14 protein-coding genes are annotated in these 17,839 nt (G+C 64.3%); 13 read left to right on the top strand and 1 reads right to left on the bottom strand.

What is annotated here, in order from left to right; all coding sequences use genetic code 11:
• Nucleotides 1-8: 8 nt before the first annotated feature.
• From R3F72_RS08955 to R3F72_RS08930, 6 genes are all read left to right on the top strand, one after another.
• On the top strand, nucleotides 9-839 hold the full coding sequence (locus R3F72_RS08955; RefSeq protein ID WP_040244947.1) for an SDR family oxidoreductase: 831 nt from the start codon (nucleotides 9-11) through the stop codon (nucleotides 837-839).
• 104 nt (nucleotides 840-943) lie between these two features.
• Nucleotides 944-2,119, top strand: a complete 1,176-nt coding sequence (locus tag R3F72_RS08950) for a phytanoyl-CoA dioxygenase family protein (protein WP_332779476.1) — start codon at nucleotides 944-946, stop codon at nucleotides 2,117-2,119.
• Between the two features lie 45 nt (nucleotides 2,120-2,164).
• Nucleotides 2,165-4,117, top strand: coding sequence for a bifunctional 5-dehydro-2-deoxygluconokinase/5-dehydro-2-deoxyphosphogluconate aldolase (locus R3F72_RS08945; protein ID WP_040244643.1), 1,953 nt, complete (start codon nucleotides 2,165-2,167; stop codon nucleotides 4,115-4,117).
• Complete coding sequence (gene iolD, locus R3F72_RS08940; protein ID WP_040244645.1) at nucleotides 4,114-5,961, top strand: 3D-(3,5/4)-trihydroxycyclohexane-1,2-dione acylhydrolase (decyclizing); 1,848 nt, start codon at nucleotides 4,114-4,116, stop codon at nucleotides 5,959-5,961. The genes R3F72_RS08945 and iolD overlap by 4 nt, the downstream gene beginning before the upstream one ends.
• Nucleotides 5,962-6,040: 79 nt before the next feature.
• Complete coding sequence (gene iolE / locus R3F72_RS08935) at nucleotides 6,041-6,940, top strand: myo-inosose-2 dehydratase (RefSeq protein ID WP_040244949.1); 900 nt, start codon at nucleotides 6,041-6,043, stop codon at nucleotides 6,938-6,940.
• A gap of 54 nt (nucleotides 6,941-6,994) precedes the next feature.
• Nucleotides 6,995-8,497: a CoA-acylating methylmalonate-semialdehyde dehydrogenase gene (locus R3F72_RS08930; protein WP_332779475.1), complete on the top strand. Its 1,503-nt coding sequence runs from the start codon at nucleotides 6,995-6,997 to the stop codon at nucleotides 8,495-8,497.
• A gap of 62 nt (nucleotides 8,498-8,559) precedes the next feature.
• Here the strand turns inward: R3F72_RS08930 and R3F72_RS08925 are convergent, their stop codons facing one another.
• Complete coding sequence (locus tag R3F72_RS08925) at nucleotides 8,560-9,243, bottom strand: FadR/GntR family transcriptional regulator (protein ID WP_332779474.1); 684 nt, start codon at nucleotides 9,241-9,243, stop codon at nucleotides 8,560-8,562.
• Nucleotides 9,244-9,489: 246 nt separating this feature from the next.
• Between R3F72_RS08925 and R3F72_RS08920 the strand changes: the two genes are divergently transcribed.
• The 7 genes from R3F72_RS08920 to R3F72_RS08890 are packed head-to-tail and all read left to right on the top strand — an operon-like array spanning nucleotide 9,490 to nucleotide 17,663.
• The gene (locus R3F72_RS08920) at nucleotides 9,490-10,359 is read left to right on the top strand and encodes a tripartite tricarboxylate transporter substrate binding protein (protein WP_332779473.1); all 870 of its coding nucleotides are present in this window, start codon (nucleotides 9,490-9,492) and stop codon (nucleotides 10,357-10,359) included.
• 28 nt (nucleotides 10,360-10,387) lie between these two features.
• Nucleotides 10,388-10,876: a tripartite tricarboxylate transporter TctB family protein gene (locus R3F72_RS08915; protein ID WP_332779472.1), complete on the top strand. Its 489-nt coding sequence runs from the start codon at nucleotides 10,388-10,390 to the stop codon at nucleotides 10,874-10,876.
• A gap of 12 nt (nucleotides 10,877-10,888) precedes the next feature.
• The gene (locus tag R3F72_RS08910) at nucleotides 10,889-12,382 is read left to right on the top strand and encodes a tripartite tricarboxylate transporter permease (protein ID WP_332779471.1); all 1,494 of its coding nucleotides are present in this window, start codon (nucleotides 10,889-10,891) and stop codon (nucleotides 12,380-12,382) included.
• Nucleotides 12,383-12,385: 3 nt separating this feature from the next.
• Nucleotides 12,386-13,150 (top strand): HpcH/HpaI aldolase family protein, encoded by a 765-nt coding sequence (locus R3F72_RS08905; RefSeq protein WP_332779470.1) that lies wholly within the window; start codon nucleotides 12,386-12,388, stop codon nucleotides 13,148-13,150.
• A 9-nt stretch (nucleotides 13,151-13,159) separates the two neighbouring features.
• Entirely contained in the window at nucleotides 13,160-14,890 is a 1,731-nt protein-coding gene (gene araD / locus R3F72_RS08900) for an L-arabinonate dehydratase (RefSeq protein ID WP_332779469.1), read from the top strand.
• Between the two features lie 28 nt (nucleotides 14,891-14,918).
• Nucleotides 14,919-16,121 (top strand): mandelate racemase/muconate lactonizing enzyme family protein, encoded by a 1,203-nt coding sequence (locus R3F72_RS08895; protein ID WP_332779468.1) that lies wholly within the window; start codon nucleotides 14,919-14,921, stop codon nucleotides 16,119-16,121.
• A 39-nt stretch (nucleotides 16,122-16,160) separates the two neighbouring features.
• Nucleotides 16,161-17,663, top strand: coding sequence for a CoA-acylating methylmalonate-semialdehyde dehydrogenase (locus tag R3F72_RS08890; RefSeq protein ID WP_332779467.1), 1,503 nt, complete (start codon nucleotides 16,161-16,163; stop codon nucleotides 17,661-17,663).
• The last annotated feature ends 176 nt before the right edge of the window (nucleotides 17,664-17,839 follow it).

The following is a 17,839-nucleotide window of genomic DNA, read 5'->3' as shown; positions in this document are numbered from 1 at the left end:
AAATTCTGATGACACAGCACACCTCTCTCAGCGGCCAGGTCGCTGTCGTTACCGGCTCCACCCAAGGCCTCGGCGAGGCCGTCGCCCGGCGCCTCAGCGAGCTTGGCCTCGCCGGGCTGATCCTCTGCGGACGCTCTCGTGACAAGGGCGAGGCCTTGGCGGATTCGCTCTCGTCGTCCACTTGTCGGGCCGTCTTCGTGACTGCCGATCTGGGCCAGGTCGCCGATTGTCGTCGCATCATTCAGACCGCCGACGAGCGCTTCGGGCGCCTCGACATCCTGGTCAACTGCGCCGGCAATACCGAGCGCGGCACCCTCTTCGATACCGATGAAGCCGCCTTCGACCGGTTATTCGACGTCAATACCAAGGCGCCGTTCTTCCTTATGCAGGACGCCGCCAAACTGATGATCCGCGATGGCATCGAGGGCCGCATCGTCAATATCCTCAGCATGTCCGGCCACGGCGGCCAACCCTTCATCAGCGCCTACTGCGGCAGCAAGGGCGCCCTGGCCACGTTGACCCGCAACGCCGCCTTCTCGCTGATGCGCAACCGCATCCGGGTCAACGGGCTCAACATCGGCTGGATGAATACCCCCGGCGAGGACAACATCCAGAAGACCTTTCACGCTGCCGACGACGACTGGCTGGCCAGGGCCGCCGCCGCGCAGCCGGCCGGCCGACTGCTCGACCCTCAGGAAGTCGCCGGCGGCGTGGCGTTTCTGGTCAGTGGCGACTCGGGAATGATGACCGGGACGATCATCGACTTCGACCAGAGCGTGCTGGGCTGCTACGAGGACACGCCGCAACCCCGCGCCGCCATGACGTTGCCGACCCATTGAGCACATTACCGGGACCGCGAGTCCCGTGCGACAAAGCCGGCAGCGGCTACCCCCTAAATGGCCGGTCGTCCTCGACGATGGCCCTACTTCAGAGGAAGGCACTCATGAGCGAGACCTTGTTCGCATCGCGTCACTTCGCCACGCCCGGCAGCCTGGACGTGGAGGCTTTCGCGGCGCTATGCGAGCAGCAGACGCCGGCAGCGGGCTATCCCGAGGCGACTCAGATCCAGTCCAAGGTGCCCATCTATGCGGCCGCGACCGTGCTTGACGTGAGCCAGCACGCGTCGGGGGCCCGCCGGCTCTGCGACGAGTGGCACCATTGCCTGCTCGAGGGCCCGGGCGTACTGGTCATTCAGGGCATGTATGGCGATGATCCTGCCGTCGATGCCGCCAGCGACAGCTTCGTCGCGATCATAGAAGCGGAGAAGTCCAGTGGCGCTCACGGTGATCACTTCGCGCCGCCGGGTAGCAATGACCGCATCTGGAACGCCTTCCAGAAGCATGGCCTGGAGGACCCGAGCGGCTTCGTCGACTACTACGCCAACCCGTTGCTGGCGCTGGTCTGCGAGGCCTGGCTGGGCCCCGGCTATCAGGTCACCTCGCAGGTCAACGTGGTCAATCCCGGCGGTCAGGCGCAGAGCCCCCACCGTGACTATCACCTCGGTTTCCAGCCCAGCGAGAGCGTTGAACGGTTCCCGCTGACGATGCAGGTGGCCTCTCAGCTGCTGACGCTGCAGGGCGCCATCGCTCACAGCGACATGCCCGTGGAAAGCGGACCGACCCAACTGCTCCCCTACTCCCAGACCTATCGGCAGGGCTACCTGGCCTGGCGCGACCCGGCCTTTCAGGCAGTGTTCGCCGAACAACATGTCCAGCTACCGCTCGCCAAGGGCGATGGCGTGTTCTTCAACCCGGCGCTCTTCCATGCAGCCGGCGCCAACCGCAGCCAGGACCGACGCCGCATGGCCAATCTGCTACAGGTTTCTTCGGCATTCGGTCGCGCCATGGAGTCGGTCGATCGCCAGAGGCTGATCCAGGCCAGCTACCCCGCTCTTCGTGAGCGCTTCGCCCGCGAAGGCTTGTCGGTGTGCGTTCGCGCGTTCATCGCCGCCGTCGCCGAGGGCTACGCCTTCCCGGCCAACCTCGACAATAGCCCACCACGCGGTGGCATGGCGCCGGACACACAGCAACAGCTGCTAGAGCGGGCGCTCCACGAAAACTGGCCCACTCGGCAGCTATCCGATCACCTGCAACAACAAACTATAGCGTGTCTGCCCTGACCGACACGGGCGTCAGACCAACGACAAGCGACGTAAGGAATCACCATGCTCGAACCATCCAAGGATCCGCGCTCTCTGGATCTGATCTGCCTCGGCCGTGTCGCGGTGGACCTTTACTCGGAACAACTCGGTAGCCGCCTGGAGGATGTCTCGAGCTTCGCCAAGTACCTGGGCGGCAGTTCCGGCAACATGGCTTACGGCACCGCGCGGCTGGGGCTCAAGTCCGCCATGCTATCCAGGGTCGGCAGCGAACAGATGGGCAACTTCGTGCGCGAGGAACTCGAACGCGCCGGGGTCGACACCAGCGCCCTGCAGACCGATCCCGAACGGCATACCGGTCTGGCACTGCTGGCGCTAAAGGATCGCGACAGCTTCCCGCTACTGTTCTACCGCCGTGATTGCGCCGACATGGCCATCGATGCCGATGCCATCGACCCGGCCTTCTTCGCCCGCGCTCAGGCGCTGGCCATTACCGGCACCCACCTGTCCACCGATACCACCCGTCGTGCCTGTCGCAAGGCGCTCGACGCCGCCGCCACGCACGGCGTCAAGCGTGTGCTTGATATCGACTACCGGCCAGTGCTGTGGGGGCTGACCACCCCCGGCGATGGCGAGACCCGCTTCGTCGCCGACGCCAAGGTGACCACCGACCTGCAAGCCTGGCTGGGCGATTTCGACCTGATCGTCGGCACCGAGGAGGAGTTCCACATCGCCGGCGGCAGCACCGATACGCTGGCCGCGCTGCGCGCCGTGCGCGAGGTCAGCGCGGCGACCCTGGTCTGCAAGCTCGGCGCGCTGGGCTGCGTGATCTTCGAAGGTGACATTCCCGGACGTATCAAGGACGGCATCCTGGTCGAAGGCGTCAAGGTCGAAGTCCTCAACGTGCTGGGTGCCGGCGACGCCTTCATGAGCGGCCTGATGCGCGGCTGGCTGCGCGGTGCGGACTGGGTCACCAGCGCCAGCTACGCCAACGCCTGCGGCGCGCTGGTGGTCTCGCGTCACGGCTGCGCCCCGGCGATGCCCACCGAGGAGGAACTGTTCAATTACCTGGGCCGCCGCAAGTCGGTAAAACGACCCGACCGCGACGCGCACCTCAACCATCTGCACCGAGTTACCACCCGCTCACCCGCCGAATGGCCGCAGGTCTGTGGCCTGGCCTTCGATCATCGCCGCCAGCTCACCGTCATGGCCCGCGAGGTCAAGGCCGCCCCGGCGCGGATTCACGCCCTCAAGCAGTTGTTGGTCAGGGCCGCCGAGGAGGGAGCCCGGCGCACGGGGCTGGAGACGCCGGCGATTCTGGTCGACGACGTGTTCGGCCAGGATGCCCTCAACGACGCCACCGGCAAGCAGTGGTGGATCGGCCGGCCGGTGGAGCTGCCCGGCTCGCGGCCGCTGCGCTTCCAGCATGGCGACGACTTGGGCAGCCAGCTGCGCCACTGGCCACGCGAGCACATCATCAAGTGCCTGGTGTTCTATCACCCGGACGATGCGCTGGCGCTGCGCCTCGAGCAGGAAGCCCGCCTGCGTCAGCTCTACCAGGCGGCCTGCGCCAACGATCTTGAGTTGCTGATCGAGGTGATCCCCCCCGAGGCGTCGGAGGTCGACGACCGGACGCTGGCCCGCGCCCTCGCGCGGCTCTACAACCTGGGCATCCGCCCCGACTGGTGGAAGCTGCCCACCCTCACCGATGCAGGCTGGCAAGCGGTCAGCCAAATCATCGACGCCCAGGACCCGCACTGCCGCGGCGTGGTGCTGCTGGGCCTGGACGCGCCCATGGAGGAGATGAAGCGCGGATTTGCCGCCGCCGCACGCCACCGCCAGTGCAAGGGCTTCACCGTGGGCCGCACGCTGTTCGCCGGCCCCAGCCGCGAGTGGCTGGCCGGCGACCTCGACGATGCCCAGCTGGTCGACAAGGTGGCTAGCAACTACGCCGAGCTGATCGAGGAGTGGCAGCGCCTACGCGCCAGCCAGTCCAATGCCGAGGAAGTCCTGTCATGAATACCACTCGCCTGACCATGGCCCAGGCGCTGGTCCGCTATCTTGCCGCCCAGCGCATCGAGATCGAGGGGCAGGAGCTCCCGCTCTTCGAGGGCGTGTTCGCGATCTTCGGCCACGGCAACGTCGCCGGCCTCGGCGAGGCGCTCTACCATGCCCGCCAGGAACTGCCGACGCTGCGCGCGCACAACGAACAGACCATGGCGCATGCCGCGATCGCCTTCGCCAAGGCCAATGGCCGGCGCCGCCTGATGGCCGCGACGTCGTCGATCGGCCCCGGCGCCGCCAATATGGTCACCGCCGCCGCACTGGCCCATGCCAATCGCCTGCCGGTCCTGCTGCTGCCCGGCGACACCTTCGCCTCGCGCGCTCCCGACCCGGTGCTGCAGCAGCTCGAGAACTTCGGCGACCCCACCGTCACCGTCAATGACTGCTTCCGCCCGGTATCGCGCTATTTCGATCGCATCATGCGCCCCGAGCAGCTGCTGGCCAGCCTGCCCCAGGCCATCGCCACCCTGCTCGATCCGGTGGACTGCGGCCCGGTGACGCTGTCGCTGCCGCAGGACGTGCAGACCTTCGGCTACGACTATCCTGCGTCGTTCTTCGCCCCGCACGTGCATCGCATCCGCCGGCCGCAGCCGGATCTCCATGAGCTGGACACGGCGCTGAGCGCCCTGCAACACGCACGCAAGCCACTGATAATCGCCGGCGGTGGCGTGCATTACGCCGACGCCTGCGACACGCTGGGGCGCTTCGCCAGCCAGTACGGCATCCCGGTCGCCGAGACCCAGGCCGGCAAGGGCGCGCTGTCCGACCGCCACCCCTGCAATGTTGGCGCCATCGGCGTTACCGGCAGCCATGCCGCCAACCGCCTGGCCGAGGAGGCTGACCTGATCCTCGCCGTCGGCACCCGCTTGCAGGATTTCACCAGCGGCTCAAGGGCCCTGTTCGAGCGCGATGGGCTTGTCCTGGTCGCGCTCAATGTAGGTCGCTTCGACAGCCACAAGCACGACGCACTGCCGCTGACCTGCGATGCCCGGATCGGCCTCGAGCGCCTCGACGAAGGGCTCGCTCAGTGGCAAGTCGCCGGGGACTGGCGTGAGCTCGCCGACGGTCTCAAGCGCGACTGGCAGCAGATCGTCGAAGCGGTGACGGCCGACCGCGGCGAGCGACTGCCCAGCGACGCCGAGGTGATCGGCGCGGTCAATCGCCAGGCCGGCGCCGACAGTACCGTGGTGTGTGCCGCCGGCGGCCTGCCCGGCGAATTGCACAAGCTGTGGCAATGCTCGGGGCCCGGCAGTTACCACGTCGAGTACGGCTTCTCGTGCATGGGTTACGAGATCGCCGGTGGGCTGGGCGTGAAAATGGCCCGCCCTGAGCGCGAGGTGCTCGTGATGGTCGGCGACGGCAGCTACCTGATGCACAACTCGGAACTCGCCACCTCGGTGATGCTCGGTCACAAGCTGATCGTGGTAGTGCTCGACAACCGCGGTTTCGGCTGCATCAACCGCCTGCAGCACGCCACCGGCGGCGCCGGCTTCAACAACCTGCTCGAGGATTGCCGCACGGTACCCGACGGGGCGCCCAAGATCGATTTCGCCGCGCATGCCCGTTCGCTGGGCTGCCAGGCCGAATCGGTCGCCGGCATTGCCGAACTGGAGGCGGCCCTGGAGCGTGCTCGCGCGGCTGACTCGACCTATGTCATCGCCCTCGACACCGACCCGCTGCCGAGCACCGAACAGGGCGGCGCCTGGTGGGACGTGGCAGTGCCGGAGGTTTCCCAGCGGCCCCAGGTGCAGCAAGCCTACCGACACTACCTGGAAGCCAAGAGCCGTCAGCATCGCTAACGGCCTGGCAATGAACAAATCCAAGCCATTCACTTCGACGCCATGCCGCTACGACAACGGCATGCAAGGGGGCACGATCATGAGCGTACGTCTCGGCATCAATCCACTGACCTGGACCAACGACGACATGCCCAGTCTGGGCGCCGACACTCCTCTGGACGTCTGTCTTACCGAGGGTCGGGAAGCCGGCTTTACCGGCTTCGAGCTGGGCAACAAGTTTCCCCGTACACCGGATGCCCTCTCCAAAGTTCTCGGTGAGCATGACCTTTCGCTGGTATCGGGCTGGTACTCCAGCCAACTACTGGAACGCAGCCCCGAGGAGGAGATCGAGGCCGTCAAGGATCACCTGGATCTGCTCAAGCAGTGCGGCGCCCAGGTCATGGTGTTCTGCGAGGTCACGCATTGTGTGCACGGCGATCAGTCCTACCCGTTATCACAGCGCCCCCATCTCAGCGAGGCCGAGTGGCAGCGCCTCACCGAAGGCCTCAACATCGTCGGCGATTACCTCAGGGAACAGGGCGTGCACATGGCCTACCATCACCACCTCGGCACGGTGGTGGAAAGCCAGGCCGACGTGGAAAGGCTGATGGACAGCACCCGCGACTCGGTGGGCCTGCTGCTCGACCTGGGTCACCTGGTGGGCGCCGGTGGCGATCCGCTGGTCATTGCCCAGCACTACGCCTCGCGCATCAAGCACGTGCACTGCAAGGATATCCGCTTCCCGGTGCTCGAGGACGTCCGCAATCGCGACAAGAGCTTCCTCGACGGCGTGCTCGACGGCCTGTTCACCGTTCCCGGCGACGGCAACGTCGAGTTTCTGCCCACGCTCAAGCACCTCAGCGAAGCCGGCTATCAGGGCTGGCTGGTGGTCGAGGCCGAGCAGGACCCGGAAGTCGCCCATCCGCTGACCTACGCGCGCATGGGTTACCGCAACCTGCGTTTGCTGGCCGAGCAGGCGGGCTTCACCGTCGTAGAGTAATCGAGAATGTCAATCTCTCTCCCTTCGCTCACACACGAATCAGAAGGCACACGCATGAACCAGATTGATCACTATCTTAACGGCACGATCGTGACCGGTCGCAGCGAGCGCTTCGCCCCGGTCTACAACCCCGCCACCGGAGAACAGAGCGCGCAGGTCGCCCTGGCCTCCGCCGACGAAACCCGCAAGGCAGTCGCTGTCGCAGACAATGCGTTCGCCGGCTGGTCGAAAGTGTCGCCGCTCAAGCGAGCGCGCATCCTGTTCAAATTCAAGGCGCTGGTCGAGGAGCATACGGATGAGCTGGCGCGGCTGATCACCCGCGAGCACGGCAAGGTGTTCTCCGACGCCAAGGGCGAGGTGACCCGCGGCCTGGAGGTGGTGGAGTTTGCCTGCGGCATCCCGCACCTGCAGAAGGGCGAGCATTCGATGAACGTCGGCACCGGCGTCGACAGCTATTCCATGATGCAGCCGCTGGGCGTGTGCGCCGGTATTTCGCCGTTCAACTTTCCGGCCATGGTGCCGATGTGGATGTTCCCCATCGCCCTGGCCTGCGGCAACACCTTCGTGGTGAAGCCCTCCGAAAAGGACCCGTCCACGACGATGCGCCTGGCCGAACTGCTCACCGAGGCCGGCCTGCCCGACGGCGTCTTCAACGTGGTCAACGGCGACAAGGAGGCCGTCGACGTGCTGCTCACCGACGAGCGGGTCGAAGCGGTCAGCTTCGTTGGCTCCACGCCCATCGCCGAGTATATCTACGCGACGGCGTCGGCCCACGGCAAGCGCGTCCAGGCCCTGGGTGGCGCCAAGAACCACATGGTGATCATGCCCGACGCGGACCTGGACCAGGCCGTCGGGGCGCTGATGGGGGCCGCCTACGGCTCCGCCGGCGAGCGCTGCATGGCGATCTCGGTGGCGGTGCCGGTGGGCGAAGAGACCGCCAACCGCCTGCGCGAGAAGCTGATCGACAAGCTCGAGGCGCTACGTGTCGGCCCCGGCCTGGTCGACGGCCCCGACAACGACATGGGCCCGCTGATCACCCACGAGCACCTGGAGAAGGTCAAGGGTTATATCCAGGCCGGCGTGGACGAGGGCGCCGAGCTGGTGGTCGACGGCCGCAACACCACAATCGAGGGTGCTGGCGATGGTTTCTTCCTCGGCGGCTCGTTGTTCGACCGTGTCACGCCGTCCATGCGCATCCACCGCGAGGAGATCTTCGGCCCGGTGCTGGCCATTGCTCGAGTGGCGAGCTTCGACGACGCCGTGGCGATGATCAACGACCACGAGTTCGGTAACGGCACCGCCATCTTCACCCGTGACGGTGACGCCGCCCGCCAGTATTGCGAACAGATCCAGGTGGGCATGGTCGGCGTCAACGTGCCGATCCCGGTGCCCATGGCCTTCCATAGCTTCGGTGGCTGGAAGCGCTCGCTGTTCGGCCCGCTGCACATGCACGGCAGCGACGGAGTGCGCTTCTATACGCGCATGAAGACCATCACCCAGCGCTGGCCCAGCGGCATCCGTGAAGAGACCAATCACTTCACCATGCCGACGCTTTAAGCCTTCCTCCTGCGTCATCGCGCCGGGCAACGCCTGGGGCGATGACGACTTTCTCCTCGACGTCAGTCTTCGTACCCCATGAAGCGCTCTCGACCGCGTTTCAAGTGATTGCGCATCAGCTTCTCGGCTCGGCTGGCGTCTGCTTTGCGTATCGCCTCTACAATCTCGATATGCTCGGTCACCACTTGGCTTGCCGTGGTGTGGATGGGGATATCGCGCAAAAAGCGGCCGATCTCGAAGCCGGTCTGTATCTGTGGTTTCAACAGTTCGAGCGTCATCGGGAAGTAGGGATTGCGCGTCGCTTCCGCGATGGCCAAGTGAAAGGCGAACTCTCTTTCGAACGCCTCCTGCTCGTTGATCGAGCTAGCTTTCATCGCCTGGGCAGCCTCCTCGATATGCGCCAAGTGCTCCTCGTCGCCTACGCGGGCGGCTTCCGCCGCCGCCGCGCACTCGATGACCTCCCGAAAGCGAAAGCAGTCGGAAACACCCTTGATGCTGCGCGAGCTGCCAAAGATGTTCGAAGCTGTCTTGTCGAGCGGCTGAAAGTAGTGCCCGGACCCCCTTTTCGAGGTAAGCAGCCCTTCGTCTCGCAGCGTGGCCAACGCTTGGCGAACGATCGGACGCGAAACGCCGATTTCCTTGGCAAGCTGCAGTTCCGAGGGGAGCTTGCCGCCGTTGCGCCACTGGGGCTCGCTCAAGAAACGCCTCAACTGCTGTATAGCGAAGTCCTTCATTGATGTGGCCATGATCGCTTTTCCTGTAAAAATTAGTAATTATTAGATAGTTATATTTGTATATTCCTAGTTAAATCAAGCGTTAATCGCATAAACCAAAGTATATTATTACTATTTTTTACTCGTTGCTACTATATCAATGTTGGTTGATACGACCCTTCCCCAAACAATAAAGGTGCCGACGTGCGATATAACAACCTTAAACTAATAATGAGTGCTTCCGCTCTTTTCGTGTGCGCCCTCTCTTCAAGTGCCGCCATGGCGCAGAGTCTGTCCGACCGTACGATCAAGATCGTCGTGCCTTACTCCGCCGGCGGCGGTAACGACAGCTTCGCCCGCGCGCTACAAAAGCCCCTCGAGGAAATTCTGAACACCAGCGTGACCGTTCAGAACATTGCTGGCGGCGGGGGCGTGGTGGGGTATACCCAGGTGCTGGCCGCCCGGGCGGATGGGTTCACCGTTACCATTCCCAACAACGCCATCTTCACGCTGCAGGGTATGGGCAACGCCACCTTCGAGTACGACGACTTTGATTACATCGCTCGCGTCACCGCAGAGCCCTACGTATTGACGTCCAATCCGCAGCTTGGGTGGCAAGGGCTCGATGACGTGGCTGCCAGTGACACGCCTGTAAGAATCGGTTTCCCTGGCGTCGGCTCCTCGGCACACATCATGGCGGTCGCTATCGTCGAAGGACTTGGCATCGAGGCGCAGATGGTGCCCTACGGCGGCGACGCCGACGCGCTGGCCGCCGCCATGGGCGGACATATCGATGCAGTGGTCACGGCGCCCATCGCCGTTGCCTCCGCCGTCGAGAGCGGTCAGCTGACCGGGCTCGGCACCACCGGCGAGAGCGCGCTGCTCAGCGGTGTGCCTACCTTCATCGACCAAGGGTTCGATGTCACTACCCTGCAGTGGCGGGGTATCGCAGCTCCTTCCGGGCTCGATGACGATATCCGCCAGCAGTGGGTCGATGCGCTGCAAACGGCGCTGGATGACCCGGAGTTCCAACAGGTAATGAGCAACCTCGGGGCCGACGTCGCGCCCCTTTACGGTGACGAGCTCGACGCGTTTGTCGAACGCACCGCCGCCAACATGGTGCCGCTGGCGCAACAGCTGCGTCAGTGATCACCGGCCACGCTTGCGGGAGAACGACATGATCCACCTGTTCAGACTGCTTTTCGATGCGGCACTGGTGCTCTTTCTGGGCGCCATGCTGTTTCAGGCGAACCAGTTGCCCGCCGGCGGCGGAGCAGGAATCTCTCCTGCGTTCTTCCCGCGTCTGGCGCTGGTGCTGGGCCTGGTGCTCACGCTGTGCGTGCTGGTTCGGGACGTGCTGCTCTGGCTGCGGGAACGCCATGTGTCGATGCCCGCAGTGAGCTACAAGGCGGTGGCGTACTTCGTCCTGTTGATGGTGACGACGACGGGCTATGTCGTCTTCAGCGAGGCGATGGGCTTCATCGTCGTGACCACGCTGTTTCTGTTCGTCACTGTCGCCGGCTACAAGGCGATGTTGGTCGGCGACGCTGAAGGGCGTTCGGCCTGGAGTCCTTCAAGCCTTCTCTCTTCGCTGCTTTTCGCCGCTGGTTTTTCCCTCGTCGCCTACGTGGTGTTCAGCTACGTGTTCAAGGTCACGCTCCCTTAACGGATATAGATCATGTCAGATATCGTTGCGTCTCTGGGCATCCTGGTCGATATCAAGGTGCTTCTCGGTATTGCATTCGGCACGTTCCTCGGGCTGGTCATGGGGGCCTTGCCGGGGCTGACCGCGACCATGGCGATCGCCCTGTTGATTCCGTTGACCTTCGGCTTTCCACCGGAGCTCGGCATCGGCATGCTGCTGGGGGCCTTCTGTGGCGCGGTGGCGGGCGGCGCGGTACCCGCCATCCTGCTCAACGTGCCCGGCACGCCCTCTTCGGTCGCCTCCACCCTGGATGGTTTCCCCATGACGCGCCGGGGCGAGGCCGGGCGCGCGCTGGGCCTGGCCATCGCATCCTCCTTCGTGGGTGGTATGCTAGGGGCGCTGCTGCTGATTCTATTCGCGCCACCGATCGCCACCTTCGCGCTACGCTTCGGCCCTGCGGAGTTCTTTTCCCTCGCCATTCTCGGACTGGTGGTCATCGCGGCCGTTTCCACGAAGTCGATCCTCAAGGGATTGGTCGCCGGGTGTCTCGGCATCTTTCTCTCCACCGTGGGGTCGGATCCGATCACTGGCGTTTTGCGCTTCACCATGGGCGAGCCCTCCCTGATCACCGGCGTAAACCTGCTGCCGGCCTTGATCGGGCTGTTCGCTATCTCCCAGGTATTTCACGACGTGTTTGAGCGCATCTACCAGAAGAAGGAGCCGCTCAAGAAGCAGGCGCTGACCTCGGCCCGGCCGCCCTGGGGCACGCTTAGACGAGCCTGGAAAGTGGTCGCTTCGAGCACGCTGATCGGCACGCTGGTGGGCGCCATTCCCGGAGCGGGGGGGAGCGTTGCCTCGTTTCTCTCCTACGATCAGGCGCGGCGGATGTCGAAGACGCCGGAGAAGTTCGGTACCGGCCACGACGAGGGTTTGATCGCCACGGAGAGCTCGAACAATGCCATGGCCAGCGGCGCGTTGATTCCCATGCTGACGCTCGGCGTTCCCGGCGAGGTTGCCACCGCCGTGCTGATGGGGGGGCTGACGATCCAGGGCATTCGACCCGGGCCGATGCTCTTCGAGCAAAGCGGGGCGTTGATCTACTCGATCTTCGTGGCCTTTTTGCTCGCCAATATCTTCATGTTTCTGATCCAGCTGTTCGGCATCAAGCTCTTCGTCCAGATCCTGCGGGTTAAGGAGGCTTACCTCATGCCGTCGATTCTGGTGCTGTCGCTGCTCGGCGTCTATGCAGCGACCGGCAATACCTTCGACATGTATCTGGCGCTGGCCTTCGGCGCGCTCGGGTTCTTGCTGAATGTGTTCGGTTTCGGCACCGCGCCGGTGATCCTCGGGCTGATTCTCGGCGGCATCGCCGAGTCCAACCTGCGCCGTGGCATGACGGTATTCAACGACGATTGGACGCGCTTCTTCACCCAGCCCATCAGCCTTGCGCTGCTGGCGGCAACAGTCCTTCTGCTGTTCTTTCTGTTTCGCAAGAAGAGCCCCCAACCCCTCGGTAGTGGAGAGTAGACAATGCACAATGCCTTCAAGCAGGACCTTCAGGCGCGGCGCCCCCAGTCGGGTCTCTGGATGAGCCTGAGCTGCGAGAGTTCGGTGGAGATCGCGTCGCTGTGCGGGGCTGACTGGCTGCTCATCGACATGGAGCACTCTCCCAACGAGGCCATGACGGTGATGAGCCAGCTGCGCGCCGCCGTCGACGCGACCCGGTGCGTCGTTCGCCCGCCCTGCAGCGACCCGGTGATCACCAAGCGCCTGCTGGACATCGGCGCGCGCAACCTGATGTTCCCGATGATCGAGACCGCCGAGCAGGCGCGGGAAGTGGTTTCCTGGACGCGCTACCCGCCCAGCGGCATACGCGGCATTTCCGGCGTCGTGCGCGCCAACGGCTACGGCACCGACAGCCGCTATCTCAACACCTATGCCGACGAGCTCACCGTCATCGTGCAGGTCGAATCTCCCGAGGCCATCCGCAATATCCCCGAGATCGCCGCGGTGGAAGGGATCGATTCGATCTTCATCGGCCCGGGGGATCTGATGGCCTCGCTCGGCAAGGCGGGCGCCAAGGAGGACGCCGAGCACGCCCGACTGATCGAGGAAGGCCTCAAGAGCATCCGCGATGCCGGTATCGCGGCGGGCATTCTCGGCTATGGGGCGGCGAAAGCGAACGCGTATTTCACCGCGGGCTTCGACTACGTCGCCATTGGCGCGGATACCTGGATGCTGGTGACCGGCTTCAAGGAACTTTTCGGCGCCATCGAGCGCTCCCACGCGAACTAAGGGCACGTCATGGCTATTTCCTACGCAGAACTGCGCTCGGCGCGCTGGTTCGCGCCCGATACGCTGAAGGGGTTCGGGCATCGTTCGCGCCTGCGCCAGATGGGCTACGACCCCGAGGACTGGGAAGGCAAGCCGGTCATCGCGATCCTCAATACCTGGTCGGACATCAACCCTTGCCACGCTCATTTCAAGGAGCGTGTGGCCTGGGTCAAGAAGGGCATCCATCAGGCCGGTGGTTTCCCGATCGAGCTGCCGGCGCTCTCGCTGTCGGAGAATTTCGTCAAGCCTTCGACGATGCTCTACCGCAATCTGCTCGCCATGGAGACTGAGGAGCTTCTGCGCTCGCACCCGGTGGACGGCGCCGTGTTGCTGGGCGGCTGCGACAAGACTACGCCAGGGCTCACCATGGGCGCGATCTCGATGGGTCTGCCCTTCGTCTATCTGCCTGCCGGGCCGATGCTGCGCGGCAACTACCGCGGCGAGACCCTGGGCTCCGGCGCCGATGCCTGGAAGTATTGGGACGACCGCCGCGCGGGGCTGATCGGCATCGATGAGTGGCGAGAGGTGGAGTCCGGCATCGCCCGCTCCTACGGGCACTGCATGACCATGGGTACCGCCTCGACGATGACCGCCATCGCCGACGTGCTGGGAATGACGCTGCCGGGGGCCTCCTCGATTCCCGCCGCGGACACCAACCATATCCGAATGGCCAGCGCCGTGGGGCGGCTTGCCGTCGAGATAGTCTGGGAGGATCGCCGGCCCGAGACGTTTCTGACCAGAGCGGCGTTCATGAACGCGGCCATCGCTTCCATGGCGCTTGGCTGTTCCACCAATGCGGTGATTCATCTGATCGCGTTGGCCCGCCGGGCGGGGGTGGACCTCACCCTCGACGACCTGGATACGCTGAGTCGCAAGGTGCCGGTCCTGGCCAACGTTCGCCCGGTGGGCGAGCGCTACCTGATGGAGGACTTCTACTACGCCGGCGGTTTGAAGGGGCTTCTGAAACAGCTGGCCGGGCGGCTCGACCTGGCGGCCGGCAATGTCACCGGGGGAACGCTCGGCGAGGCGCTGGCGGATGCGAAGGTCTACCACGAGGACGTGATTCGTCCGCTCGAGCGCCCGGTCTACCATGAGGGGTCGTTGGCTGTGCTCAAGGGCAACCTCGCCCCCGACGGGGCGATCATCAAGCCGGCGTCCTGCGACCCGCGCTTTCTTCACCATACCGGCCCGGCGCTGGTGTTCGACGACTACCCCTCGATGCTTGAGGCGATCAACGACGAAGCGCTCGACGTCACTCCGGATCATGTGCTGGTACTGCGTAACGCCGGCCCCCAAGGCGGTCCCGGCATGCCCGAGTGGGGCATGCTGCCGGTGCCCAAGAAACTCCTCAACCAAGGTTGTCGCGACATCCTGAGGCTTTCCGATGCCCGCATGTCGGGCACCTCCTACGGTGCCTGCGTACTGCACGTCTCGCCAGAGTCGCATGTCGGCGGGCCGTTGGCGCTGCTCGAGACTGGCGACCTGATCAGACTCGACCTGACTGCCCGTCGCCTGGACATGCTCGTCGACGACGAGACCCTCGAGCGACGCAAGGCCGCGCACGTACCGCCGGCGCCGAGATATGGCCGCGGTTACACCTGGATGTACTTGAAGCACATCAAGCAGGCCCATGAAGGCTGCGACTTTGACTTCTTGGAAAGCGGCTTCGGAGGTGCCACGCCGGAGCCGGACATCTATTGATCCCCGACCAACAACAAGCGAGCGCGACATGGCCTTGATAAAGAACGTCAAGACGACACGAGTGAAGCGGTACCCGAACCTGATATGGGTGCAGATCGAAACCGATGACGGTCTGGTTGGCCTGGGCGAAAGCTTTCGCAGCGCCTCCGCGGTGGAAGCCACGATCCATGACGAGTTCGCGGCCTACTTGATCGGCCAGGAAGCCCGCCACATCCAGGCGCTGTCGAACCATCTTTCCAAGCCCTACCTAGGGTTCAATGCCGCCGGCGTCGAGACTCGTGCGGCCAGCGCCGTCGACATCGCCCTATGGGACCTGGCGGGCAAGCGCGCCGGTGTGCCGGTCTTCGAGGCGCTGGGTGGCGCTTCGCGGCTCGCCGTCGATGTCTACAACACCTGCGCAGGCTACAACTTCAACTCCAGCGCCGTGGGCAACAAGCGCCGCGACATCGGCAAGGACGACGTGGCAAGCGGCCCCTACGACGATCAGATTGCCTTCATGCGCGACGCCGGCGAGCTGGCAGCGGGCTTGCTCGACGAAGGCTACAAGGCGATGAAGATCTGGCCCTTCGACGTCTTCGCCAGCAAGAACCGCCACCGCATCTCCCGCGGGGATCTCAAGGCGGGGCTGGCGCCCTTCGAGAAGGTGCGCAAGGCGGTGGGTGACAGGATCGACGTGATGTGCGAGCTGCACAGTCTCTGGGGCGGGCAGGCAGCGGAAAGCATCTGCCGCGGGCTGGAGGAGTTCGGGGTGGCCTGGGTCGAGGACCCGCTGCACAAGATGGACGACAACTTCGAGCTTGCGATGCTGCGAAGCCGAATCGATGTGCCGCTGTGCGGCAGCGAGACCCTGGCGGGGGCGGCCTCCTACAAGGACATGCTCAGCGCCAGCGCCGTCGACTTCGTGATGGTGGACGTCGCCTGGTGCGGGGGCTTGAGCGAAGCGCGCAAGATCGCCGCTCTCGCCGAGGTTTTCAACAAGCCCCTGGCTCCCCATGACTGCACCGGCCCTGTCACGTTGGTGGCTGGAATGCACTTGGCACTCCACGCGCCGACCGCTATCTATCAGGAGGTGGTCAGGGCCAGCATGGCGACATGGTATCGAGATTTGATCGACGGCCTGCCCGAGGTCAAGCACGGCATGCTGCATGCCGGAAGCGAGCCGGGGCTCGGTATTACTCTGTCGGAAGGACTCCTTCAGCGTGACGACCTCATCGTGCGTGAGAGCGTTTAACGCCTTTTCAAATTAGCTAACGTCACAAGGAGACGAACCGTGAACACATTGGGTAATTTTATCGGCGGCCAAGCCGTTGCCAGCCAAAGCGGCCGTACAGCACCGGTTTACAACCCCGCCACCGGTGAGCAGTCGCTCCAGGTAGCGCTCTCGTCGGCTGCTGAAACAACAGACGCGGTACGCGTCGCCTCTGACACCTTCCCGGCATGGGCCAAAATGACGCCGCTCAAGCGCTCACGCATTCTGTTCAAGTTCAAGGAACTGGTCGAGCGCAACGCCGACGAACTGGCACGCCTGATTTCCAGCGAGCATGGCAAGGTATTCTCGGATGCCAAGGGCGAGCTGACACGCGGCCTGGAAGTCGTCGAGTTCGCCTGCGGCATCCCGCACCTGCAGAAGGGCGAGCACTCCATGAACGTTGGCACCGGCGTCGATAGCTTCTCGATGATGCAGCCGTTGGGCGTGTGCGCCGGCATCTCGCCGTTCAACTTCCCGGCGATGGTGCCGATGTGGATGTTCCCCATCGCTCTGGCCTGTGGCAACACCTTCGTCATGAAACCCTCGGAGAAGGACCCGTCCACACCGATGCGCCTGGCCGAACTGCTCAGCGAGGCCGGCCTGCCCGATGGCGTGTTCAACGTGGTCAACGGGGATAAAGAAGCCGTCGACGTGCTGCTCACCGACCAGCGCGTCCAGGCGGTAAGTTTCGTCGGTTCCACACCGATCGCTGAATACATCTATGCCACTGCCTCGAGCCATGGCAAGCGTGTCCAGGCCCTGGGCGGCGCCAAGAATCACATGGTGATCATGCCCGATGCCGACCTCGACCAGGCCGTGGACGCCCTGATGGGCGCGGCCTACGGTTCAGCGGGTGAACGCTGCATGGCGATTTCAGTGGCCGTGCCGGTCGGCGAGGAAACCGCCAGCCGCCTACGCGAAAAACTGATCGCCAAACTCGACACCCTGCGCGTCGGCCCCGGGCTGGTCGATGGACCGGACAACGACATGGGCCCGCTGGTTACCTGCCAGCATCGGGAAAAGGTCAAGGACTATATCGCCACCGGTGTCGAGGAAGGCGCCGAGCTGGTCGTCGACGGCCGCGAGACGGTCGTCAAGGAGGCCGGCAACGGCTATTTCATCGGCGGCACGCTGTTCGATCACGTCAAGCCGGACATGCGCATCCATGCCGAGGAAATCTTCGGGCCGGTACTGGCCATCGCCCGCGCAGGCAGCTTCGACGAAGCCGTGTCGATGATCAACGCTCACGAGTTCGGCAACGGTACGGCGATATTCACCCGTGATGGCGATGCCGCACGCCAGTACTGCGAGCAGATCCAGGTGGGCATGGTCGGCGTCAACGTGCCGATCCCGGTACCCATGGCCTTCCATAGCTTCGGCGGCTGGAAGCGTTCGCTGTTCGGTCCGCTGCACATGCATGGCAGCGACGGGGTGCGCTTCTATACGCGCATGAAGACCATCACCCAGCGCTGGCCCAGCGGTATTCGCGAAGAGACCAGCCACTTCACGATGCCGACGCATTGACATCCCAGCTTATCAACGGCTCGACAGCCTCTTCCTATACTAGCTGTCACCGACACCGCCGTAACGCGGTGTCGGCTCTCCCATGCTCTTCGCGCCAATAATGAGCTGCTGTAGCTGTCTACTGATGCCGGACACCTATTAGGCTTCGGGCAGGTATTTCTTGGCAATCAGAGATG

The organism is Salinicola sp. 4072, from assembly GCF_036663415.1.
Lineage (GTDB): Bacteria > Pseudomonadota > Gammaproteobacteria > Pseudomonadales > Halomonadaceae > Salinicola > Salinicola salarius_A.
The sequence above is the reverse complement of the archived record's forward strand: the minus strand, read 5'-3'. Positions and strand labels throughout refer to the sequence as shown.